Annotated in this window: 19 protein-coding genes; 10 read left to right on the top strand and 9 right to left on the bottom strand. The window is 65.7% G+C overall.

All coding sequences use genetic code 11. The annotated features are described in order from the left end of the window. The first annotated feature begins 32 nt into the window (after nt 1-32). From ABCN56_RS17735 to lpdA, 5 genes are all read left to right on the top strand, one after another. Nucleotides 33-3311, top strand: coding sequence for an AsmA-like C-terminal region-containing protein (locus tag ABCN56_RS17735; protein ID WP_343082166.1), 3279 nt, complete (start codon nt 33-35; stop codon nt 3309-3311). Beyond that, complete coding sequence (gene queA, locus ABCN56_RS17730) at nt 3308-4357, top strand: tRNA preQ1(34) S-adenosylmethionine ribosyltransferase-isomerase QueA (protein ID WP_343082165.1); 1050 nt, start codon at nt 3308-3310, stop codon at nt 4355-4357. The genes ABCN56_RS17735 and queA overlap by 4 nt, the downstream gene beginning before the upstream one ends. 91 nt (nt 4358-4448) lie before the next feature. Next, a complete protein-coding gene (locus ABCN56_RS17725; RefSeq protein WP_343082164.1) occupies nt 4449-5732 on the top strand; it encodes an MFS transporter in 1284 nt (427 codons plus the stop codon). Between the two features lie 66 nt (nt 5733-5798). Then, nucleotides 5799-6383 (top strand): DUF924 family protein, encoded by a 585-nt coding sequence (locus ABCN56_RS17720; protein WP_343082163.1) that lies wholly within the window; start codon nt 5799-5801, stop codon nt 6381-6383. A gap of 101 nt (nt 6384-6484) precedes the next feature. Next, the gene (lpdA, locus tag ABCN56_RS17715) at nt 6485-7879 is read left to right on the top strand and encodes a dihydrolipoyl dehydrogenase (RefSeq protein ID WP_343082162.1); all 1395 of its coding nucleotides are present in this window, start codon (nt 6485-6487) and stop codon (nt 7877-7879) included. Between the two features lie 73 nt (nt 7880-7952). On the opposite strand, the gene ABCN56_RS17710 is transcribed toward lpdA, so the two are convergent. Then, a complete protein-coding gene (locus tag ABCN56_RS17710; protein WP_343082161.1) occupies nt 7953-8345 on the bottom strand; it encodes a rhodanese-like domain-containing protein in 393 nt (130 codons plus the stop codon). Nucleotides 8346-8964: 619 nt separating this feature from the next. Between ABCN56_RS17710 and uvrA the strand changes: the two genes are divergently transcribed. Both uvrA and ABCN56_RS17700 read left to right on the top strand, forming a co-directional pair. Next, nucleotides 8965-11823: an excinuclease ABC subunit UvrA gene (gene uvrA, locus ABCN56_RS17705; RefSeq protein WP_343082160.1), complete on the top strand. Its 2859-nt coding sequence runs from the start codon at nt 8965-8967 to the stop codon at nt 11821-11823. Beyond that, entirely contained in the window at nt 11820-12749 is a 930-nt protein-coding gene (locus ABCN56_RS17700) for a patatin-like phospholipase family protein (RefSeq protein WP_343082159.1), read from the top strand. The genes uvrA and ABCN56_RS17700 overlap by 4 nt, the downstream gene beginning before the upstream one ends. 82 nt (nt 12750-12831) lie before the next feature. Here the strand turns inward: ABCN56_RS17700 and ABCN56_RS17695 are convergent, their stop codons facing one another. From ABCN56_RS17695 to ABCN56_RS17665, 7 genes are all read right to left on the bottom strand, one after another. Beyond that, on the bottom strand, nt 12832-13041 hold the full coding sequence (locus tag ABCN56_RS17695) for a YgaP family membrane protein (RefSeq protein WP_343082158.1): 210 nt from the start codon (nt 13039-13041) through the stop codon (nt 12832-12834). 90 nt (nt 13042-13131) lie between these two features. Beyond that, entirely contained in the window at nt 13132-13803 is a 672-nt protein-coding gene (locus ABCN56_RS17690) for a Crp/Fnr family transcriptional regulator (protein WP_343082356.1), read from the bottom strand. A gap of 29 nt (nt 13804-13832) precedes the next feature. Then, nucleotides 13833-14294 (bottom strand): excinuclease ABC subunit A, encoded by a 462-nt coding sequence (locus ABCN56_RS17685; RefSeq protein WP_343082157.1) that lies wholly within the window; start codon nt 14292-14294, stop codon nt 13833-13835. A gap of 80 nt (nt 14295-14374) precedes the next feature. Beyond that, nucleotides 14375-15247: a 3-hydroxyisobutyrate dehydrogenase gene (mmsB, locus tag ABCN56_RS17680; protein WP_343082156.1), complete on the bottom strand. Its 873-nt coding sequence runs from the start codon at nt 15245-15247 to the stop codon at nt 14375-14377. Next, entirely contained in the window at nt 15244-16290 is a 1047-nt protein-coding gene (locus tag ABCN56_RS17675) for an enoyl-CoA hydratase/isomerase family protein (RefSeq protein ID WP_343082155.1), read from the bottom strand. Before ABCN56_RS17675 ends, mmsB begins: the two co-directional genes overlap by 4 nt. Beyond that, nucleotides 16290-17435: an acyl-CoA dehydrogenase family protein gene (locus ABCN56_RS17670; protein WP_343082154.1), complete on the bottom strand. Its 1146-nt coding sequence runs from the start codon at nt 17433-17435 to the stop codon at nt 16290-16292. Before ABCN56_RS17670 ends, ABCN56_RS17675 begins: the two co-directional genes overlap by 1 nt. Before the next feature lie 69 nt (nt 17436-17504). Next, complete coding sequence (locus ABCN56_RS17665; protein ID WP_343082153.1) at nt 17505-18638, bottom strand: carboxylate-amine ligase; 1134 nt, start codon at nt 18636-18638, stop codon at nt 17505-17507. A gap of 162 nt (nt 18639-18800) precedes the next feature. Between ABCN56_RS17665 and ABCN56_RS17660 the strand changes: the two genes are divergently transcribed. Then, a complete protein-coding gene (locus tag ABCN56_RS17660; protein WP_343082152.1) occupies nt 18801-19256 on the top strand; it encodes a YkgJ family cysteine cluster protein in 456 nt (151 codons plus the stop codon). Nucleotides 19257-19268: 12 nt separating this feature from the next. On the opposite strand, the gene ABCN56_RS17655 is transcribed toward ABCN56_RS17660, so the two are convergent. Further along, nucleotides 19269-20768, bottom strand: a complete 1500-nt coding sequence (locus ABCN56_RS17655; protein ID WP_343082151.1) for a CoA-acylating methylmalonate-semialdehyde dehydrogenase — start codon at nt 20766-20768, stop codon at nt 19269-19271. A gap of 102 nt (nt 20769-20870) precedes the next feature. Between ABCN56_RS17655 and ABCN56_RS17650 the strand changes: the two genes are divergently transcribed. Together ABCN56_RS17650 and ABCN56_RS17645 are read left to right on the top strand one after the other, a co-directional pair. Continuing rightward, nucleotides 20871-21767: a LysR family transcriptional regulator gene (locus ABCN56_RS17650; protein ID WP_343082150.1), complete on the top strand. Its 897-nt coding sequence runs from the start codon at nt 20871-20873 to the stop codon at nt 21765-21767. A gap of 57 nt (nt 21768-21824) precedes the next feature. Continuing rightward, complete coding sequence (locus ABCN56_RS17645) at nt 21825-22259, top strand: CBS domain-containing protein (RefSeq protein ID WP_343082149.1); 435 nt, start codon at nt 21825-21827, stop codon at nt 22257-22259. Nucleotides 22260-22321 lie beyond the last annotated feature (62 nt).

The following is a 22321-nucleotide window of genomic DNA, read 5'->3' as shown; positions in this document are numbered from 1 at the left end:
ACGCTCGCAACACGGGCGGCGGGCAGAGGCATATGAGCGAAACGGACGAAGGGCGGCGGCGGCGTCGGGGGCGGTTTGGCCTCTGGCTGCTGATGAGCGTGGCCCTCATCGGCTTCCTCGCGGTCCTCGCGGTGTTGGGCCTTACGGGCCGGCCGCTTCCCGCGCCGGACTGGCTTGTCGACAGGATCGAGGCGCGCGCAAACGCGGTGATCGCGGGGCAGGGTCGGATGACGCTCGACTCCGTCGAACTGGTCGTGGACGAAAGATATGTCCCGCGCGTCCGCATGAAGGGGCTCGAGCTTTTCACGGCCACCGGAGCGCGGCTTGCCGAACTGCCGGAACTGCGCGTCACGCTCAAGCCGCAACCTGTCCTGCGTGGCAAGCTCGAGCCGAGGCGCATCCGCCTGTCGGAAGCGAACATAACGCTGGCCCGGGACGTTAACGGATCGCTCGGACTGTCCTTCGGGGAGGGCGCGGGGTTCGAATTCGCCTATGGGTCGCTTCCCGAAGTGCTTGACGCGATCGACCGGACCTTCGCGCAACCGATCCTGAAAGGGATCGAGCTGATAGATGCCGAGAAGGTCAACATCACCCTCGACGACGCGCGCACGGGCAAGGTCTGGCGCGTGTCCGACGGGCGGGCAACGCTCACCCAGGATGCGCAGGAGGTCGCCCTCGACCTCGGCTTCATGCTGGCGGGGATCGGAACCCGGCCGGCGTCTGCGGAACTCGATTTCACGGCGATGAAACGCTCAAAGGCGGCGCGTTTCGGCGCGCGCGTCTCCAATGTTTCGGCGGCCGATCTCGCTGCGCAATCCCCGGCACTGGCATGGCTCGGCGCGCTGGACGCGCCGATCTCGGGCTCCTTCCGTTCGGGAATCGACGAATTCGGCGCAGTCGCGCAGTTGCAGGCAACGCTCGAGATCGGCGCAGGCGCGCTTCGTCCGACCGAGGCGGCAAAGCCCGTGCCTTTCGATCAGGCCAAGGTGCAGCTTGCCTATACACCGGCCACGGCGCAGCTGGACTTTTCCGAGATCACGCTGGATGGCCGGGCACTTCGGGCCAGGGCGGATGGCAAGGCCTGGCTTGAGGGCATGGAAGCGGGTTTTCCCGAAGCCCTCGTCGCGCAGGTGCGGATCGCCGACCTTCAGGCCGATCCCGAAGGGCTGTTCCAGTCGCCGGTCCGATTTTCGCAGGGCGCGGTCGATCTCAAGCTGGTGCTCGACCCGTTCGCGCTTCGCATCGGCCAGTTGGCGCTCGTTGACGAAGAGCGAAGGATCGTCGTGTCGGGCGATGTCGCGGCGGGCCCCGAAGGCTGGACCGCGGCGTTCGACGCCGACGTGAACGCGATCACCCATGACCGGCTGCTGGCGCTCTGGCCACTCGCCCTCGTGCCGAAGACGCGCTCCTGGATCGCCGAGAACGTGACGACAGGCGAACTCTTCGATGTCAGGACGGCGGCGCGCCTCGCCCCGGGCGTCGAGCCGCGGTTCTCCCTGGGCTACGAATACCGGGGGGCCGAGGTCCGCGTGCTGCGGACGCTTCCGCCGATCCAGGACGGCGAAGGATATGCGACGATCGAGGACAACGCCTATACGCTCGTGCTCGATCGGGGCCACCTGACCGCGCCGAATGGCGGAGAGGTGGACATGGCGGGTTCGGTCCTGCGGGTACCCGACGTCCGGATCAAGCCCGCGCCCGCGGAAATCACGCTCAGGACCGACAGCACGATCACCGCTGCGCTGTCGCTTCTCGACGAGCCGCCATTCCAGTTCCTGACCAAGGCTGGCCGCGACGTCGAGATTGCGGATGGCCATGCCCGGTCTGAAACGAGGCTGAGCCTTCCGCTCAAGGACAAGGTCCCGCCTGACGAGGTCGGCTATGACGTGACCGCCCGCCTGACCGATGTGACGTCGGATCGGATCGTGCCCGGGCGCGTGATCGCGGCGGAGGCGCTGGACCTCGTCGCGACGCCTGCGGGGATGTCGATCTCCGGTCCCGGAACCGTCTCGGGCGTCCCGTTCCGCGGAACCTGGACGCAGGGATTCGGCCCGGACCAGAAGGGCAGGAGCCGGGTCGATGGCACGGTGGAGCTTGGCCCGGTCTTCCTCGACGCCTTCAATGTCGGTCTTCCCGAAGGTTCCGTGACCGGACAGGGGCCTGGAGAAATCGAGATCGAGACAGTCCCGGATGCGCCCCCGCGATTCCGGCTGACATCCGATCTGAACGGGCTCCGTCTGTCCCTTCCCCAAATCGGCTGGTCGAAGCCGATCCGGCAGACGGGAGCCCTGGAGATTTCCGGTGCGCTCGGCGCCCCGCCGAAGATCGATGCCGTGCGGCTTTCGGCTCCCGGTCTGTCGGCCGAAGGCAGCATCAGCCTGAACGAGGGCAGCGGGCTCGACCTTGCGCGGTTCACGCGCGTGGATTTGGGCTGGTTCCGGGGCTCTGTCGATCTGAGGGGGCGCGGCGCCGGCCGCAGCCCAGCCGTTGCCGTTACGGGCGGCACCGCCGACATGAGGCGCGCGAACCTTGGCAAGGGATCGGGCGGGCAGGGCGGCAGCGGCGGCGGAACGCCGCTTCGCGTGGCACTCGACGCGCTCCAGATCAGCGAAGGAATAAGGCTTACCGGGTTTCGCGGCGAGTTCGATACCGGGGGTGGCCTCAGGGGCAATTTCCAGGGACGCGTGAACGGCGAAGCACCGGTCGCCGGCACGGTTTCTCCTGCGCAAGGCGGCAGGAGCGCCTTCCGCGTCCACTCCGACGATGCCGGCGAAGCATTCCGGGCCGCCGGAATCTTCGCGCGCGGCCGCGGCGGCACGATGGACCTTGCCCTCGACCCGGTCGGAGAGGCGGGAATCTACGATGGCCGGGTCGTCATCCAGGACATCCGCGTGCGGGACGCGCCTGTCCTCGCGGAGCTTCTTGGGGCCCTGAGCGTCGTGGGACTTCTCGAGCAACTCGGAGGAGAGGGCATCTTCTTCACGGACGTGGCGGGCCGTTTCCGCCTCCATCCGCACGCGGTCGAACTTCAGAGCGGACGCGCGGTCGGCGCCTCGCTCGGCGTCACGATGGCGGGCGTCTACGACATCGCCGGCAAGCAGATGGACATGCAGGGCGTCATCTCTCCCGTTTACATCGTCAACGCGCTGGGGCAGGTCGTGTCCAAGCCGGGCGAGGGGCTCTTCGGTTTCAACTACCGCCTCACGGGGTCGGCGGACGCCCCGAAGGTCAGCGTGAACCCGCTCTCGATCCTGACGCCCGGCTTCTTCCGCGAAATCTTCCGCCGCCCGATTCCCAAGGTCAGCCAATGAAACTTTCCGATTTCGATTTCGACCTCCCCGAGGGCCTGATCGCCACGCGCCCGGCGCGGCCGCGGTCGTCCGCGCGCCTTCTCGTGGCCGAGGGCGACCGCATCCGCGACCTCCACGTCCGCGACCTCGTCGACGTCCTGCGCGCGGGGGACCGGCTGATCCTGAACAACACCAAGGTCATCCCTGCACGCCTGTCGGGCACGAGGCGGCGCACCACGGGGCAGGGGGAAGTTGCCGCCGCCGTCGAGGTGACGCTTCTCGAGCCGCAAGCGGACGGCACCTGGTCTGCGCTCGCGAAGCCGCTCAGGAAACTGAAGGAGGGCGAGACGGTGACCTTCTCGCCCAAACTCTCGGCCGAAGTCGCCGAGATCGCGGAGGGCCAGTGCGCGCTGCGCTTCAATCTCTCCGGCGAGGACTTCGACGCTGCCCTGTCAGAGGCCGGCGCCATGCCGCTACCGCCCTACATCGCCGCGCTGCGCGCGCCGGATGAGGCCGACCGCGAAGACTACCAGACCGTCTTCGCCCGCCGCTCGGGCGCCGTCGCTGCCCCGACAGCCTCCCTTCACTTCGACGAGCCGCTCCTCGCGGCGCTGCGGGCGAAGGGCGTGACATTCACCGAGGTCACTTTGCACGTGGGTGCGGGGACCTTCCTTCCGGTGAAGGTCGAGGACGTCACGACGCATCGGATGCACGCCGAGTGGGGCGAGGTGACGGAGGCGGCCGCCGCCGAAATCAACGCGACGCGCGCGATGGGCGGCAGGATCATCCCGGTCGGGACCACGGCGCTCAGGCTCATCGAAAGCGCCGCGGCGCAGGACGGCACGATGCAGCCTTGGGAGGGCGCGACGGACATCTTCATCTATCCCGGCTACCGGTTCCGGGTGACGGACGCGCTGATGACCAACTTCCATCTGCCGAAATCGACGCTTCTCATGCTCGTCTCTGCGCTGATGGGGCGGGAGCGGATCATGCGCATCTACCGGCACGCGGTCGACGAGAGATACCGGTTCTTCTCCTACGGGGACGCATCCCTCCTGATCCCGTAAGGCGTTTCCGGGCCCCGCATTGTCGCGCATGGGGGTCGCGCCCGGACGACTTCACGGCTATAGAGAATACCAAGAAAATACAGGGGCCAAGATGCTAACGGTTCTCAGAAATTCCTGGGCGCTTCTCCTCGGAATGATGCTTCTGATGCTCGGAAACGGCGTGCAGGGCACGCTGCTCGGTATCCGTGGCGGGATCGAGGGATTCTCTACTTTCCAGATGTCCGTCGTCATGGCCTGCTATTTCCTGGGCTTCCTGTTCGGATCGCGGCTGACGCCGGAAATGATCCGTCGCGTGGGTCACGTGAGGGTCTTCGCCGCGCTCGGATCGCTCATCTCGGCCGTTCTCATCCTTTTCGCCGCGGCACCCGACTGGATGGCCTGGGCGGCGATGCGCGTGGTGATCGGCTTCTCCTTCTCGGGCGTCTACATCACGGCCGAAAGCTGGCTCAACAACGCCTCCACGAACGAGACGCGGGGCCAGGCGCTGTCGCTCTACATGATCATGCAGATGATCGGGATCATTGCCGCGCAGGCGCTTCTGAACCTTGGCGATCCCTCGGGATTCATCCTCTTCATCATCCCCTCCGTGCTCGTCTCGGTGGCCTTCACGCCAATCCTGCTGACGGCGGGACAGGCCCCGGCTTTCGAACTGACGAAGCCATTGAGCTTCGTGCGCCTTTACCATGCGTCGCCGCTCGGCTGCATCGGCATGTTCCTTCTGGGCGGCGTCTTTTCCGCCCAGTTCGGCATGGCTTCGGTCTGGGGAACGGAGGTGGGGCTCACGGTGCGCCAGATCTCGATGTTCGTCGCGGCCATCTACATCGGCGGACTGCTGTTCCAGTACCCGATCGGCTGGGCCTCCGACCGGATCGACCGCCGTCAGCTGATCCTCGGCCTTTCGGTCCTTGGCGCTTTGGTCATGGCCTTCGCGGTGATCTTCGACCCGGGCTTCTACCTGCTCCTCGTGGTCGCGGTATTCGTCGGCGGCATCTCGAACCCGCTCTACTCGCTCCTGCTCGCCTATGTGAACGACTATCTCGACAGTTCCGACATGGCGGCGGCCTCGGCCGGTCTGATGTTCATCAACGGTCTCGGCGCGATTTCCGGCCCCATGATCACGGGCTGGGTCATGACCCGGGTCGGTCCGCCGGGCTTCTTCCTGTTCATGGGCCTTCTCCTGGCGGCTCTGGCGGCCTATGCGGGCTGGCGGATGACGCGTCGTGCGGCCCCTGCAGTGGCCGATGCCGGGGCCTTCGCGGTCCTTTCGCCCACCGCTACGCCGCTTGCCGTCGAAGTGGCGATGGAAGCGGCGCACGAGGAAGCGGCGGAAGCCGCCGCATCGGAGAAGGAAGGCGAAGGGAACAATACCCCCTAGGCAAAGCGCGCCAAATTTGTCAGTCTTTTCATGGAGAGTGGGGGATGAGGCGCAAGGGAGGTGCCCATGCCGACTACCCCTGAAGGTATCGTTCGCTTCTGGCTGGAGGAGGTTGGCCCCTCCGGTTGGTATGAAGTTGATGAGGCTCTGGACGCAAAGATCCGCGAGCGTTTCGGTGAAAGCTGGGAAGCCCTGCGAAATGGCGAGCTTGAGACCTGGCGGGTTTCGCCTGAGGGAGCGCTTGGCTATCTGATCCTCGCCGACCAGTTCCCGCGCAACATGTTCCGTGGCCGGCCCGATGCCTTTGCGACCGACGGGCGCGCTCGCGCCGCCGCCGCCGACGCGATCTTCCGCGACTGGGACCGAGCGGTGCCGGAGCCGGAACGGCAGTTCTTCTACATGCCCTTCGTCCATTCGGAATGCCTCGCGGACCAGGATCGCGCGATCTGCCTGTTTCACGACAGGATGCCGGAAAAGGGCGCGGGCAACCTGCTTCACGCCCGCGCGCACCGTGAAATCATTCGCCGCTACAGCCGGTTCCCCTTCCGCAATGCCGCGCTCGGACGCGCGAATTCCGAGGCCGAGGCGGAGTTCATCGAGAGTGGAGGTTATCCCGAAATCGTGCGCGAGTTGCAGGCGGAAACTGCCTGATCTAGGCTATGCGTCTGGCGCATAGGAGGGTGGCTCTGCTCTGCATTGATCGGAGGTCTGAAATAGTTTAAGGCCAAACTACTTTTCAGGCGGAGGGGAAGATGGCGGCGAAGAGCTTCGACATGATCGTGATCGGCGCGGGACCGGGCGGCTACGTAGCCGCGATCCGTGGCGCGCAGCTGGGACTGAACGTCGCCATCGTCGAGCGGGAGCATCTAGGCGGCATCTGCCTGAACTGGGGCTGCATCCCGACGAAGGCGCTCCTGCGGTCGGCCGAGGTCTTCCACCTCATGCACCGCGCGAAGGATTTCGGGCTGAAGGCCGACGGGATCGGCTTCGACCTCGACGCCGTGGTGCAGCGGTCGCGCGGCGTCGCGAAACAGCTGTCGGGCGGCATCGGCCACCTGATGAAGAAGAACAAGATCACCGTCTTCATGGGCACCGCCACGCTGCCCGCGAAGGGCAAGGTCAGCGTGAAGACCGACAAGGGTGCCGAGGACCTGGAATCCAAGGCCATCGTGCTGGCCACGGGCGCAAGGGCGCGCGAGCTGCCGGGGCTCGAGGCGGACGGGGATCTCGTCTGGACCTACAAGCACGCGCTGATGCCGAAGCGGATGCCGAAGAAACTTCTCGTCATCGGCTCGGGCGCCATCGGCATCGAATTCGCCTCCTTCTTCAACACGCTCGGCGCCGACACGACGGTGGTCGAGGTCATGGACCGCGTCCTTCCGGTCGAGGACGCGGAGATTTCCGCCTTCGCGAAGAAGCAGTTCGTCAAGCAGGGCATGAAGATCATGGAGAAATCCACGGTCAAGAAGCTCGACCGCGCGGCCGGCAAGGTGACCGCGCATATCGAGGCCAGCGGCAAGACCGAGACGATGGAGTTCGACACGGTTATCTCGGCGGTCGGCATCGTCGGCAATGTCGAAAACCTCGGGCTGGAAGGCCTGGGCGTGAAGATCGACCGCACCCATGTCGTGACGGACGAATACTGCCGCACCGGCGTCGAGGGACTTTACGCGATCGGCGACATCGCCGGCGCGCCCTGGCTTGCGCACAAGGCGAGCCATGAAGGCGTGATGGTCGCGGAGCTTGTCGCCGGAAAGCACCCGCACCCGATCAAGCCGAACTCCATCGCGGGCTGCACCTACTGCCACCCGCAGGTCGCCAGCGTCGGCCTGACGGAGGCGAAGGCGAAGGAAGCGGGTTACGAGGTCAAGGTCGGCCGCTTCCCCTTCATAGGCAACGGCAAGGCGATCGCGCTGGGCGAAGCCGAGGGCATGATCAAGACCGTCTTCGACGCCAAGACCGGTGAGCTTCTGGGCGCGCACATGGTCGGCGCGGAAGTCACCGAGCTGATCCAGGGCTACGTCGTCGGCCGTGCTCTCGAGACGACGGAAGAGGACCTGATGAACACGGTCTTCCCGCACCCGACACTGTCCGAGATGATGCACGAAGCCGTGCTCGACGCCTACGGTCGCGCGCTGCACATATGAAAAGGGGCGGGGAAGTCCCCGCCCGCATACTCGTTACAGGCACGGGGGCCTCGGGCCCCCGATCTCGTTCCCGTCAGCGCGTGATCGCGCCGCCGGCGGCGTGCCAGTCGTAGAGGCCGCCGATGTTGTAGACCTCGGCATAGCCCATCGAGATGAGCATCTCGCCGGCGCGATGGCTCCGCCCTCCGCTCGCGCAGTAGAGCGCGACCGGCTTCGCGGGGTCGAGTTCTGGAAGGCATTCGGGGCTGCGGGGATCGCAGCGCATGGCGAGCGTCATCAGCGGCACGTGGAGCGCGCCCTGCGCCTTGCCCGAGGCCGCGACCTCGGCCTGTTCGCGCACGTCGATGATGATGATCTCGCCGGCGGCGGAGCGTGCGACGGCCTCGTTGGCTGCAATGCGTTCAACGCGGGGGCCTGCGCCGCGGTTCAGGAAAGAAAACATGTTCTCTGTGTTCCTCTCGCTCATGGAAGCGTGTGTTGGAAATCATGTGGGTGGCGCCGAGGCGGGATCAAGCGCTTCGCGCAAAAAATATTCAAAAACGAGAATGTGTAAAGAGGGAAATCCCTTTTGGCCGATTTTTTGCCTGTCACGGTGGCTCTAACTCATCGTCGGTCGGCTGTCACCGCGCCCGCTTGGGCTCTTCAACCCGATGCATCGCAATCTGGTGCGCGACTGGGGTCTGGAGGATTGAATATTCAGGCGAAAGTCGCGCTGGCAGCCGTCCTTTGCGGCGGCCTTTCGGGCGCCGTGCTGGCGACGCAAGTGGACTTCGGCCCGCCAGTCGGGCAACCTAAGCAGGAAGTAGTCTCGACGCTCGCGCCTTCGATCGATAGGCCCACGCTTGCGACGGGTCGGAACGCCGATCGCACGCCTCACTTGCCGGTCCCGGATCAGGTCTTGACCGCCGAGCGTCTCAGCGTCTCAGCGTCGCCTGATCGGCGCAGGCCGGCGCAGGGGACCTTCTACCCGGCGGCCCTTTCTTTTGCCGGGCTTGTGACCGACGTTCGCCGTTCGTTCTGATTTTTAGGTTGGAAACGATCCCGCCATCGACTATTTCCTTTTCATCTCGGACCCGGGGGCACGGATGGCCAATCTCACACATATCGAGGTTCGCGGCGCGCGCGAGCACAACCTCAAATCCGTTGACCTTGACATCCCGCGCGACAAGCTGGTCGTCATCACCGGTCTGTCCGGGTCCGGCAAGTCCTCGCTTGCGTTCGACACGATCTATGCGGAAGGCCAGCGCCGCTACGTCGAAAGCCTTTCCGCCTACGCGCGCCAATTCCTCGACATGATGGGCAAGCCGGATGTGGACCACATCTCGGGCCTCAGCCCCGCGATCTCGATCGAGCAGAAGACGACGTCGAAGAACCCGCGTTCGACCGTCGGCACCGTGACGGAGATCTACGACTATCTTCGCCTTCTCTTCGCGCGCGTCGGGACGCCCTACAGCCCCGCGACGGGTCTGCCGATCGAGGCGCAGCAGGTTCAGGACATGGTCGACCGCGTCATGGCGATGGAGGAGGGGACGCGCGCCTATCTCCTCGCGCCGATCGTGCGGGACCGGAAGGGCGAATACCGGAAGGAATTCCTCGAACTCCGCAAGCAGGGTTTCCAGCGGGTCAAGGTGGACGGCGAGTTCTACGAACTCGATACGCCGCCCGAACTCGACAAGAAGTTCCGGCATGACATCGACGTGGTCGTGGACCGCATCGTCGTGCGTGAGGGGCTGGAAACGCGGTTGGCCGACAGTTTTCGCACCGCGCTCGATCTTGCCGACGGCATCGCCATCCTCGAGGTGTTGAGGGAGGGGGACGAGCATGAGCGCATCACCTTCTCGGAACGCTTCGCCTGTCCCGTGTCGGGCTTCACGATCCCGGAAATCGAGCCGCGGCTCTTTTCGTTCAACGCACCCTATGGCGCCTGTCCGGCCTGCGACGGCCTCGGGGTTGAGTTGTTCTTCGATGAACGCCTCGTCGTCCCGGACGTCACGCTGAAGCTCAAGGACGGCGCGATCGCACCCTGGTCGAAAACCAGGACGCCCTATTTCATCCAGACGATCGATGCGCTGGCCAAGCACTATGGCTTCGATGCGCGCAAGCCATGGAAGGATCTGCCGGAACAGGCGCGGCAGCTTTTCCTCTATGGCTCCGGCGACGAAGAGATCGAGTTCCGCTTCGACGAGGGCGGACGCGTCTACCAGGTCAGCCGCACCTTCGAAGGCGTGATCCCAAACATGGAACGCCGCTACCGCGAAACCGACAGCGCCTGGGTGCGCGAGGAATTCGAGCGTTACCAGAACAATCGCCCCTGCGGCGCCTGCGGCGGCTACCGATTGAAGCCCGAGGCGCTCGCCGTGAAGATCGGCGGGCTGCATGTTGGCCAAGTCGTCGAGATGTCGATCAAGGAGGCTTTCGGCTGGATCGACTCCGTCCCGGCCGCACTTTCGGGGCAGAAGAACGAGATCGCCCGCGCGATCCTGAAGGAGATCCGCGAGCGTCTCGGGTTCCTCGTGAACGTGGGGCTCGACTACCTGACGCTGTCACGCTCCGCTGGCACGCTGTCGGGCGGGGAGAGCCAGCGCATCCGGCTTGCCTCCCAGATCGGGTCGGGGCTGACGGGTGTTCTTTACGTGCTGGACGAGCCCTCCATCGGCCTGCACCAGCGCGACAACGACCGGCTTCTCGGCACGCTCAAGAACCTGCGCGACCAGGGCAACTCCGTCCTCGTCGTCGAGCACGACGAAGAGGCGATCCGCGCCGCCGACTATGTCTTCGACATTGGTCCCGGCGCTGGCGTCCACGGGGGCCGCGTCGTCGCCCAGGGCACGCCCGAAGAGATCGCCGCCGACCCGGCCAGCCTTACCGGGCAATACCTTTCCGGCGGCAGGGAAATACCTGTGCCCCGCGCCCGTCGCGAGGGTAACGGAAAGACCCTTCGCGTCGTGGGCGCGACGGGGAACAACCTGAAGAACGTCACGGCCGATTTTCCGCTCGGCAAGTTCGTCTGCGTCACCGGCGTTTCCGGCGGCGGCAAGTCGACGCTGACGATCGAGACACTGTTCAAGACTGCCTCCATGCGCCTCAACGGCGCGCGCCAGACGCCCGCGCCCTGCGAGACGGTCAAGGGCCTCGAACATCTCGACAAGGTCATCGACATCGACCAGCGCCCGATCGGCCGCACGCCGCGGTCGAACCCCGCGACCTACACGGGCGCCTTCACCCCGATTCGCGACTGGTTCGCGGGCCTGCCGGAGGCCAAGGCGCGCGGCTACAAGCCGGGGCGGTTTTCGTTCAACGTGAAGGGCGGGCGTTGCGAGGCCTGCCAGGGCGACGGTGTCATCAAGATCGAGATGCACTTCCTGCCCGACGTCTATGTCACCTGCGAGACCTGCAAGGGCCACCGCTACAACCGCGAAACGCTTGAGATCAAGTTCAAGGGCAAGAGCATCGCCGATGTCCTGGAGATGACGGTCGAGGACGCGCAGGAATTCTTCCGCGCCGTCCCCGCGATCCGCGAGAAGATGGACGCGCTGATGCAGGTCGGCCTCGGCTACATCAAGGTCGGGCAGCAGGCGACCACGCTTTCGGGCGGCGAGGCGCAGCGGGTGAAGCTGTCGAAGGAACTGGCGCGCCGGTCGACAGGTCGGACTCTGTATATTCTGGATGAGCCCACGACCGGTCTTCACTTCGAAGATGTTCGAAAACTGATGGAAGTGCTGCATGAGCTCGTCGAGCAGGGCAACACCGTAGTGGTCATCGAACACAACCTGGACGTCATCAAGACCGCCGACTGGATCATCGACATCGGCCCCGAGGGTGGCGACGGCGGCGGAGAGATCGTCGCGACGGGGACCCCCGAGGACGTGGCGACGGTGGAGCGGAGCCATACCGGCCGCTATCTCCGCCCGATGCTCGCCCCGCGCAGGGTCGCCGCGGAATGACGGACCGGCCCCGCATCGGTCTTGCCCTTGGGGCAGGTGGCGCGAGGGGCTGGTGTCATATCGGGGTTCTTCGCGGGCTCGCGGAACTGGGTGTAGAGCCGGACATGGTCGCCGGCTGCTCGATGGGCGCGCTCGTGGCGGCGGCTTGGGCTGCGGGCAGGCTCGATCAGCTTGAAGACTGGGCTCTGTCGCTCAACCGCCGCAGGTTCGTGGGCCTCGTCGACGTGAAGCTGACCAGCGGCGGCCTTGTCGAGGGCCGCGAGATCGCCAACGTCCTCGGCGAGATCGGGGTCCCCGATCGGTTCGAAGACATGTCGAAGCCATTCGTCGCCATCGCGACCGACATGGAGAGCGGGCGCGAAGTCTGGATCGACAAGGGTTCCACCCATTCGGCGGTCCGCGCCTCAGTGGCCGTTCCCGGCGTCTTCAGCCCGCATCCGCACGAGGGGCGATGGCTCCTGGATGGTGGGCTGACCAATCCGGTGCCGGTTTCGGCCGCGCGCGCGCAGGGGGCGGACATCATCATTGCCGCCAATCCCAACGCTCGCCCCGACGGCCGCATCTGGCGGCCGTCTCCGCCTCGCGCTCCCTTCATCGACACGATTGCCGGTCCGACGCTGGCTTCCGTACTGCCGCAGCCCCTCCAGGAAGTGCTGGGACTTGGCGAGGAGGAGCCGGAGGAAAAGCCGACCCCGAAATGTCCGAACTACCTTTCGGTCATTGCCGCGGCGATCGACGTCATGAGCGATCAGATCCGCCGCGCGCGGCTCGCGGGCGAACCGCCTCACATCCTCCTGAACGCCGATATCCGCGACCTGACCATGCTGGAACTCTTCCGCGCGAAGGAGGCCATCGAAGAGGGGCGGCGAATGGTGGAAATCCAGACCGAGGCAATCCGCACAGTCTGCGGGCTCAAGGACAAATAAACGCGGCATGGGCGGGGCCCGCGCCGTCAGGAACGGAAGCCTCCGCCAGAGGCTTCCGCGTCACCGTGTCGGGCTTTCCGCCTCACGCCTGTTTCGTGGAGCAGGTCGAGACCCCGAGGATCGAGTAGAGCGGGCAGCTGGACATGAGGCCCGTCAGCAGCGGCACGATGCCGATGAGCTTGGCGTAGTGCCAGAACCCCGTTCCCTGATCCATGAAGAACCAGACGAGAAGCGCGATACCCACGACGATGCGGATGATGCGGTCCGCGCCGCCGACATTGGTCTTGAACATTGTTTCCTCCTGTCCTTGCCCCGGGGATATCCCGGCATCTGCACGGTCAGATTGCATCAGGAAACGGACCCTGTCTGTGACCTCGTCACATTAGTCGGCCACGGCTGCGAGCCGGTGCAGAGCAGGGGCATCGAGGATCCGGACGACGCCGCGTTCGGTCGTGACCCAGCCTGAGCGGACGAAGGATTCCAGTCGGCGCGATACCACTTCGCGTGCGGACCCGATTGCGGTGGCAAGCTCCTGATGCGTCGCCTGCACGGCGTCCCCGGCGGCGCGGTCCAGAAGCGCCTGGGCGAGGCGGCTCTCGACCCGTTGGAAGGCCACGCGCTCCAGCACGTGCATCATGTTCTGCATGCGCTTGGCAAAGGCCGAGAAGACGAAGCCCCGGAAGGCCGGGGACTGGTCCATCAGCGCCAGGAAATCCGGCTTGGGTATGAGGACAAGGCGGCTGTCCGTCGTCGTCACCGCCTCGCCGGAGTAGTCCTCGCCGCCCAGAAGGCCCAGCGTCGTCTGAACGCATGAGCCACCCGGTTCAACCGCGTAGAGAAGGATGTCTCGACCGGATGGACCCGTGAGGAAGACCTCTATCCGGCCGTCGAGCACGACGACGAATCCCTTGGCGGATTCGCCGGGATGGAAAAGCGCCGTTCCCCGCGGCACAGAGACCGGGGTGAGCCGGTCAAGCCGCGCCCGCGCCTCGGCGTCGAGCGCCTCGAGGCCTTGGGCCTCGCCGCTCCAACCAGTCCGGCGCTGTTGGGAGATGTCGTTGGGCAGGGCGGTTCTCCGGCTCCTCAGTCCAGGATCGCGTCGACCGCCCGGATCAGGTCCAGAACCTCGTAGGTGTCCTGATCGACCCGAAGGAGGTTCCCGTCCACGATGTAGTATCCCCAGCCATCCCGCGGCGGCTCGAGGCCGTAGAGCCCCGGGCGCGTGATCAGGTGGTAATCCCGGTCATAGATGCTGTCGCCGATGCGGATGAAGCGGCCGCCGTCCCGATAGCCGCCTTCGTCGTAATAACGGTCGTGCCGGTAGCCGTCGTCGTGGTCGTCGTAACGGTCGCCGTAGCGATAATGGTGGCGGTCGTCGTCGTCACGGCGGTCGTCGTAGCGATGCATCTTCTTCGCCTGACCCGGCGGGATGCAGGCGGGCGACTTCTTGGCGAGCCCCGGCGGGCAGAATTGTTTCGCTTCGACGGGCGCGGCCGCGACGAGGGTGGCAAGCGCCACGGCGGACAGAAGAACGGTTCTCGTCATCACGTACTCCGGCAGACTTCCGTGGCACTATAGTCGAGCCTCGGGGCGCCTGCGCGCAAGAAATCGTGTTCCGGCGGAAATCAGCCTCGTCCGCGCTTCTCGAACCTTGGCAGCATGGCCGAGAAATCGAGGCCCCGGCCGCCCTCGTCCTCGACGAAACGCTCATAAAGCAGCGCGGCAAGCGCGCCCATGGGCGTGTCGGCATCCGCGCCTTCGGCCGCCTCCTGCGAAAGCCGCAGGTCCTTCAGCATCAGTTCCGCAGCGAAGCCGGGCTTGTAGTCGTTGTCGGCAGGCGACTGCGGCCCCACTCCCGGCGCGGGGCAATAGGTGTTCATCGACCAGCTCTGCCCCGAGGAGGTGGAGACTACGTCGAACATCTTCTGCCGGTCGAGCCCCAGCTTGTCGGCCAGCGCGAAGGCCTCGCAGGTGGCGATCATCGTGACGCCGAGGATCATGTTGTTGCAGATCTTGGCGGCCTGGCCTGCGCCCGCACCTCCGCAGTGCACGGCCTTCCTGCCCATCACGTCGAAAAGCGGCTTCACCGTTTCGAAAGCCGCCTCGGGCCCGCCCGCCATGAAGGTGAGCGTTCCGGCCGCCGCCCCGCCAACGCCACCCGACACCGGCGCGTCGAGCGCCATGAGACCGGCCGCGGCCGCCTGTTCCGCCACTGCGCGGGCGGAGGCGACGTCCACGGTCGAGCAGTCGCAAAGGACCGCACCTTTTTCCATGGCCGGGATCAGTTCGGCCGCGACATCGCGCAGGATAGCGCCATTCGGGAGCATGGTGATGACCACCTCGGCCCCCTTTACGGCGCCAGCGGCGGAGATCGCACCGACGACGCCTTCGGGCATCGGCGCATGGACGTCGTAGCCTGTCACGTCATGCCCGGCCTTGACGAGGTTCGCCGCCATCGGCGCGCCCATGTTGCCAAGACCAATGAAACCCACCTTCATCCGACTTCCTCCTCAAATTTCAGCCCGGCGTCCCCGAGTGGCATCAACATCCGTGCAACGTCGACCGCCGGCAAGACCTCCGGCCCTTCGTGTTTCCAGCGCGGGTTGCGGTCCTTGTCGATGATCTGGGCCCGAACGCCTTCGAGGAAGTCGCCATGTTCCATCGCCCGCGCCGTGAATCGGTATTCCAGTTCCAGTGAACGGCGGATCGAGTTCGTGCCCCGGAGCCGGTGGACGAGCTCCACGCCGCAGGCCATCGACAGGGGCGAGTTCCGACCGATGATCTTCAGCGCGCCTTCCGCGAACTCCCCGCCCTCGTGGCGAAGCGCCCGCACGATGTCGCCCAGCGTGTCGCCCGCGAAAGTCCGGTCGATCGTTTCCCTGAACCCGGGGAGCTTGCCCTCCGGCGCAGTCTGCGCCGCCGCGTCTATCCGGCCGAGATCGCCGTCCGCCACCAGCGCCGCCTTCAACGCTTCCCAGTCCGCCTCCGGCACGAAGTAGTCCGCGAAACCAGTGAGGATCGCATCCGCCGCGTTCATCCGCGCGCCGGTCACGGCGAGGTATTCTCCCAGACGTCCCGGGGCTTGTGCGAGCAGAAGCGAGCCGCCGACGTCGGGGATGAGGCCGATCCCCGATTCCGGCATGGCGACCTGTGAACTTTCCCCGACGACCCGGTGGCTCGCGTGGCAACCGACGCCTACGCCTCCACCCATGACGAAGCCCTGCATGAACGCGACGACCGGCCTCGGGAACTCTGCCATCTTGGCGTTCATCCGGTATTCGTCGCGCCAGAAGGTCCGGGGGCTTTCGAAATCGCCGGCCTTTCCGGCGGCGTACATTGCCGCGATGTCGCCGCCTGCGCAGAAGGCGCGTTCGCCTTCCGCGTCGATGACGATGAGCCTGACGTCCTCATCCTCCCGCCACGCGTCGAGCGCTGCCTCGATCTCGAGGCACATTTCGTGGTTCAGCGCGTTCAGCGCCTTGGGCCGGGTCAGCGTGATCCGGCCGGCGACGCCGTCTTTCCTCGTGACGATATCCGTCATCAGTCCCGCTCCGCCAGCATCGTGCGCGACACGATGAGCCGCATGATCTCGTTCGTGCCCTCGAGGATCTGGTGCACACGCAGGTCGCGCACGATCTTCTCGATCCCGTAGTCGGCAAGATAGCCGTAGCCACCGTGCAGCTGCAGGCAGTTGTTGGCCACCTCGAAGGCGGCATCGGTAACATACATCTTCGCCATGGCGCAGAACTTCGTCGCGTCCGGGGACTTGTTGTCGAGCTTCCACGCCGCCTGCCGCAGGAACACCCGGGACGATTGCAGCTTCACTTCCATCTCGGCCAGCCGGAACTGGAGCGCCTGGAACTGGTCGATGGTCCGGCCGAAGGCCTTCCGTTCGCCCATGTAGGCAAGCGTGGCGTCCAGCGCCGCCTGCGCGCCACCGAGCGCCGAGGCCGCGATGTTCAGTCGTCCGCCATCAAGCCCGGCCATCGCGTAGGAAAACCCCTTGCCCTCCTCGCCGATCAGGTTGTCGGGAGGCACGAGGCAGTCGTCGAACTGCACCTGTGCCGTTGGCTGCGCGCGCCAGCCCATCTTGTCCTCGAGTCCTCCGAACGTAAGCCCCTCCGCCCCGTCCTCGACGATCAGGGCCGAGATCCCCTTTGGCCCGTCCTCGCCGGTTCGGCACATGACGACATAGGCATCCGAATAGCCGCCGCCCGAGATGAAGGCCTTCGTGCCGGTCAGACGATAGCCCTCGTTCGTCTTCGTCGCCCGCGTTCTGAGTGCCGCGGCGTCGGAGCCGGATCCGGGCTCGGTCAGGCAGTAGGAAAAGACCTTCTCCATCGTGCACATCGCCGGAAGGTAGCGCGCCTTCAGATCCTCCGATCCGAACTTGTCGATCATGCCCGCGCACATGTTGTGGATCGACAGGAACGATCCGACGGCCGGGCAGGCCATCGCCAGCGCCTCGAAGACCAGCGTCGCGTCGAGCCGCGAAAGCCCCGAGCCACCATGCGCTTCCGACACGTAGATGCCGCCGAGGCCGAGTTCCGCGACCTTGGGCCAAAGCTCCTTCGGGATTGTGCCCGCCCGCTCCCACTCGCGGGCGAACGGCGCGATATGTTCCGCCCCGAAGGCGCGCGACATATCGAAGATCGCCTGCTGTTCCTCCGACAGTGCGAAATCCATCCTGCGCCTCCCTTCGCCTGAATTGAACACCTGTTTAATTACCGATTGTTGCGGAACTTTTGCAGCCCCTCAGAGGTCGGCGTGAAACTCCTCGGCAAGATGGCGCACCACGGCACGGAACGCCTCGTCCCGGTCGGCACCCGCGGCCCGTGCGTCGGCGAAGACGCGGCGTTGGCGATCCGCGCTCGTGCCGTTCGCGACGTGGTCCTTCAGCGCCTCCACCTCTGCGGTGCAGCCAAGCGCCTCGGCATCGTCGGCCACAAGCTCGATCAGTTCGTCGAGAAGTCTTGCGAAGGGCACGATCTCCGAACTGCCGAAGTCGATCATCCCTTCCGAGATGCCATATCGCTGCGCCCTCCAGCGATTCTCGGACAAGAGGAACCCGTCATAGATGCGCCAACGCTGGTTCTTGCGCGACAGCCGCCACAGCATCCGGGTCAGGCTCTGGAGCGCTGCGGCGAGCGACAGCGTCATCTCCAGCCGGGGCGAGACATCGCAGATCCGCGCCTCGATCGTCGGGAACCGGGCGGAGGGGCGCAGGTCCCACCAGATCTTCGTTCCGTCCTCGATCACGCCTAGATCGACGAGCGTGCGCAGCGTCCGGTCATATTCTGCCCAGCTTGAAAAGCGCGGCGGCAGCCCCGTGCGCGGCAGGTTGTCGAAGATCGTGAGCCGATAGGAGGCGAGCCCGGTGTCTTCCCCCTGCCAGAAGGGCGAGGAGGCCGACATCGCCAGCATGTGCGGCAGGAAATACGAAAGTTGGTTCATCAGGTCGATCCGCATCTCGGGACCCGGGATGCCGACATGGACGTGCATCCCGCAGATCAGCATCCGGCGCGCGACGCCGGCGAGAGACTTCGACAGTTCGTTGTAGCGCTGTTTGTCGGTGTGGTGCTGCCGCTTCCAGTCGGCGAAGGGGTGGCAGGAAACGGCGATCGGCATGAGTCCGTGCTTGTTCGCGTGGTGCGCGACCGTTCGGCGCAGCCGCCGCAGGTCCTCCCGCGCCGCACCGATATCGGGCTGGACGCTCGTGCCGACCTCGATCTGGCACTGCAGGAACTCGGGACTCACCTGGCCTTCGAGGTCATCCTTGCACGCGTCCATCAGCGCCGACGGCGCCTCGGTCAGGTCGAGCGTTTCGGCATCCACGAGAAGGTATTCCTCCTCGATGCCGATGGTGAAGCTGGGATCGGGTTCGTGCATCGGCCCTCCTCATGCGCGGCGTGAGGAAGTTGACCATCGAAGGCGTGTTTCGGCAAGCGGGCAGGGGGCTTGCGGCGGCTCGGACGCAGGCATAGATGACCGGCCAGCGCATCGTGGGGGGCGCCGTGCTGTCCCTGCCGGCGTGGACCCTGGGTTCAATGATTGTCCCTCTCAGATATCGACTGCACGACCTGCGGCGCCTGCTGTTTCGGCACCCATGACCGCTACGTGGCCCTCTTGCCGGAAGACCGGGGCAGGGCCATCCCGCTCGACGCGACTTCTGAAATCGACGGACGCCGCTTCTTGCGGATGTGTGGCGGGCACTGCGCCCAGCTGACCCGCACGCCCGACGCGCGCCTTGTCTGCGGGATCTACGAAGTGCGCCCGGAAGCCTGTCGCGCCTTCCGCGCGGGCAGCTTCGAATGCCTCAAGGCGCGCCAGCATCGCGGCCATCTCGCCGAGGCGATGCGGACGCCAGCGCCGGTGCCCCTGTCGGAAACGTCCACCATCCTCGTGTCGGCGATCGACGCCCCGTCCGAACGGAAAGGGCCGGAGGCAGATCTGCCCCCGGCCCATGTGATCGCTTCGAAGCCGCCTCGCTCGCGTCCGCGCGCCTGAGGCGGCGCGGCGTCAGTCCATCGCCTTGAAGTGGAACTCGCCGCCTTCCTTGATGCCCGAGAACCAGCGCGCCGTGACGGTCTTGGTCTTGGTGTAGAAGCGGAAGGCGTCGGGGCCGTACTGGTTGAGATCGCCGAAGGCCGATTTCTTCCAGCCGCCGAAGGTGAAGTACGAGAGCGGCACCGGGATCGGGAAGTTGATTCCCACCATGCCGACGTTCACGCGGCTCGCGAAGTCGCGCGCGGTATCGCCGTCGGCGGTAAAGATCGAGGTGCCGTTGCCGTATTCGTTGTCGATCACCAGGTTCAGCGCGTCCTCGTAGGTCTTGCGCCGCACCATCGACAGCACCGGGCCGAAGATCTCCTGCTTGTAGATATCCATGTTGGTCTCGACGTTGTCGAAGAGCGTCGGGCCAACGAAGAAGCCGTTTTCGTAACCCTGGAGCTTGAAGTCACGGCCGTCGGCAAGAAGCGTCGCGCCCTGCTCGACGCCCGAGGTGATGAGGCCCTTGACCCGCTCCATCGCCTGGGCGGTGACCAGCGGGCCGTAGTCCACGTCGTCGCCGGCGGTGTAGGGGCCGACCTTCAGCTTCTCGATGCGCGGGACGAGCCGCTCGATCAGCGCGTCGGCGGTCTTGTCGCCCACCGGCACCGCGACCGAGATCGCCATGCAGCGTTCGCCCGCCGCGCCGTAGCCCGCGCCGATCAGCGCGTCGGCAGCCTTGTCCATGTCGGCGTCCGGCATGATGATCATGTGGTTCTTGGCACCGCCGAAGCACTGGGCGCGCTTGCCGTTCGTGGCGGCGCGGCCGTAGATGTATTGCGCGATCGGGGTGGAACCGACGAAGCCAACCGCCTGAATCGTATCGTTGTCGAGGATCGCGTCGACCGATTCCTTGTCACCGTTCACAACCTGCAGCACGCCATCGGGCAGGCCAGCTTCCTGGAGGAGCTCGGCCAGCATCAGCGAGGTGGAGGGAGTGCGCTCGGAGGGTTTCAGGATCATCGCGTTGCCAGCGGCAAGCGCCGGAGCCATCTTCCAGAGCGGAATCATGGCCGGGAAGTTGAACGGCGTGATGCCTGCGACCACGCCCAGCGGCTGGCGCATCGAGTAGAGGTCGATGCCGGGGCCGCCGGAATCCATGTACTCGCCCTTCAGCATGTGCGGCGCGCCCATGCAGACCTCGACGACCTCGAGACCACGCTGCACATCGCCCTTGGCGTCGGGGATCGTCTTGCCATGCTCGCGGCTCACGGCCTCGGCCAGCTTTTCCATGTCGCGGTTGATGAGGTCGGCAAACTTCATCATCACGCGCGCGCGGCGCTGCGGGTTGGTGGCAGCCCACTGCGCCTGCGCCTTTGCTGCCTCGGCGACGGCCGAATCGAGTTCCGCCTTCGAGGCGAGCGCGACTTTCGCCTGAACTTCGCCCGTCGCCGGGTTGTAGACGTCTGCGAAACGGCCCGACGTGCCCTTCACGCGCTTGCCGTTGATCCAGTGGCCAAGTTCTTCCATGGCATCCTCCCGAGAATTGATCCGGCGCCACCATAGTCTTGCAATATTGCCGGAAAAAGGGGCAGTTTCCCAAAAGGGTTTTGCAGTAATGCAGGTACGAAGATGGATGCCGACTGGGACGACCTGCGAATCTTCCTTGCCGTTGCAAGGGCCGAAAGCCTTTCCGGCGCGGGCTCGGCGCTGAAACTCGATCCCGCGACCGTCGGGCGCCGGATCTCTCGCCTTGAAGAGGCGCTGGGCGCCAAGCTCTTCGCCCGGTCGCCGCAAGGCTACGCGCTGACCGATGCCGGAAGCCGGCTCCTGCCGCACGCGACGCGCGCCGAACAGGCCTTTGCCGGGGCGGCGGAGGAGATGGGCAGCGACGCGGGCCAACTCACCGGGCAGCTCAGGGTCGGCGCACCGGACGGCTGCGCGAACTACCTGCTGCCGCAGGTCTGCGCGGCGATCTGCGACGAGAATCCGGGGCTCGAACTCCAGATCGTCGCGCTGCCCCGCGTCTTCAACCTTTCGAAGCGCGAGGCCGACATGGCAATCGCCGTCTCGCCCCCGCAGACGGGCCGCCTGTCGGTCCAGAAGATCACGGACTATCACCTCCACCTCGCCGCGCACCGCGACTACCTCGCACGGACGCCGCCGATTACAGCGCAGGCGGACCTGAAGGGCCATCGGATGGTCGGCTATATTCCCGACATGATTTTCGACAAGGAACTCGACTACTTGTCCGAGATCGGCGTGACAGCCGTGCCGCTCGCCTCGAACTCCGTTCCGGTGCAGCTGAACTGGCTGCGTGCCGGGGCAGGGGTGGGAATCGTCCACGACTTCGCGCTGCCCTTCGCGCCGGAACTCGAAAAGATCCTCCCGGAGAAGATTTCCCTCACCCGGGCCTTCTACCTGATCCGCCACGCGGATGACCGGCGCCTCGACCGGCTGAACCGTTTTGCCGCGGTTTTGGCCCAGGGGATTCGGGCCGAGGTCGCGCGGCTCGAAGCCTTGACTTGACAGAAACATCGACGCGTCAGACCCTTGAGGGGAATAGGTCAGAGCAGGAGGACCAACATGCTGGTGCAGCAGATTCTCAACTCCAAACCGGCAGCCGAGGTCGTGACCGTGAAGCCCGGCTCCACGATCGCGGAGGCGGCGGCGGTGCTCTCCGGCCGGCGGATCGGCGCGGTCGTGATCTCTGCCGACGGCAAGACGGTCGATGGCATCCTCTCCGAGCGCGACATCGTGCGTGAGCTGGCAAGAAGCGGGTCCGGCTGCCTTATCGGGCTCGTGGACGATCTGATGACGAAGCATGTCGTGGGCTGCCACACCGACGACATGGCCGATGACGTGTTGACGAAGATGACGGAAGGGCGTTTCCGCCACATGCCGGTAGTCAAGGACGGTGAGATGGTCGGCCTCATCTCGATCGGCGACGTGGTCAAGGCGCGGCTTTCGGAACTGTCGATGGAGAAGGAAGCCCTGACCGGCATGATCATGGGCAGCTGAGGCCCCTTGCATTCACCCGCGCAATATTGTTGCGTGAGCGCGCAGCTGTACCCGGCGCGGGG

It is taken from the genome of Ostreiculturibacter nitratireducens (genome assembly GCF_032670585.1).
Classification (GTDB): Bacteria; Pseudomonadota; Alphaproteobacteria; order Rhodobacterales; family Rhodobacteraceae; genus Ostreiculturibacter; species Ostreiculturibacter nitratireducens.
The sequence above is the reverse complement of the archived record's forward strand: the minus strand, read 5'-3'. Positions and strand labels throughout refer to the sequence as shown.

What these genes read in the sequence shown, in the direction of transcription:
- ABCN56_RS17710 (WP_343082161.1), bottom strand. Translation starts at nt 8,345, where the DNA reads ATGAGCGAGAGGAACACAGAGAACATGTTTTCTTTCCTGAACCGCGGC.
- mmsB (WP_343082156.1), bottom strand. Translation starts at nt 15,247, where the DNA reads ATGAAGGTGGGTTTCATTGGTCTTGGCAACATGGGCGCGCCGATGGCG.
- ABCN56_RS17720 (WP_343082163.1), top strand. Translation starts at nt 5,799, where the DNA reads ATGCCGACTACCCCTGAAGGTATCGTTCGCTTCTGGCTGGAGGAGGTT.
- ABCN56_RS17685 (WP_343082157.1), bottom strand. Translation starts at nt 14,294, where the DNA reads ATGACGAGAACCGTTCTTCTGTCCGCCGTGGCGCTTGCCACCCTCGTC.
- ABCN56_RS17670 (WP_343082154.1), bottom strand. Translation starts at nt 17,435, where the DNA reads ATGGATTTCGCACTGTCGGAGGAACAGCAGGCGATCTTCGATATGTCG.
- ABCN56_RS17695 (WP_343082158.1), bottom strand. Translation starts at nt 13,041, where the DNA reads ATGTTCAAGACCAATGTCGGCGGCGCGGACCGCATCATCCGCATCGTC.
- ABCN56_RS17725 (WP_343082164.1), top strand. Translation starts at nt 4,449, where the DNA reads ATGCTAACGGTTCTCAGAAATTCCTGGGCGCTTCTCCTCGGAATGATG.
- ABCN56_RS17645 (WP_343082149.1), top strand. Translation starts at nt 21,825, where the DNA reads ATGCTGGTGCAGCAGATTCTCAACTCCAAACCGGCAGCCGAGGTCGTG.
- ABCN56_RS17735 (WP_343082166.1), top strand. Translation starts at nt 33, where the DNA reads ATGAGCGAAACGGACGAAGGGCGGCGGCGGCGTCGGGGGCGGTTTGGC.
- ABCN56_RS17675 (WP_343082155.1), bottom strand. Translation starts at nt 16,290, where the DNA reads ATGACGGATATCGTCACGAGGAAAGACGGCGTCGCCGGCCGGATCACG.
- ABCN56_RS17655 (WP_343082151.1), bottom strand. Translation starts at nt 20,768, where the DNA reads ATGGAAGAACTTGGCCACTGGATCAACGGCAAGCGCGTGAAGGGCACG.
- uvrA (WP_343082160.1), top strand. Translation starts at nt 8,965, where the DNA reads ATGGCCAATCTCACACATATCGAGGTTCGCGGCGCGCGCGAGCACAAC.
- ABCN56_RS17700 (WP_343082159.1), top strand. Translation starts at nt 11,820, where the DNA reads ATGACGGACCGGCCCCGCATCGGTCTTGCCCTTGGGGCAGGTGGCGCG.
- ABCN56_RS17650 (WP_343082150.1), top strand. Translation starts at nt 20,871, where the DNA reads ATGGATGCCGACTGGGACGACCTGCGAATCTTCCTTGCCGTTGCAAGG.
- lpdA (WP_343082162.1), top strand. Translation starts at nt 6,485, where the DNA reads ATGGCGGCGAAGAGCTTCGACATGATCGTGATCGGCGCGGGACCGGGC.
- queA (WP_343082165.1), top strand. Translation starts at nt 3,308, where the DNA reads ATGAAACTTTCCGATTTCGATTTCGACCTCCCCGAGGGCCTGATCGCC.
- ABCN56_RS17665 (WP_343082153.1), bottom strand. Translation starts at nt 18,638, where the DNA reads ATGCACGAACCCGATCCCAGCTTCACCATCGGCATCGAGGAGGAATAC.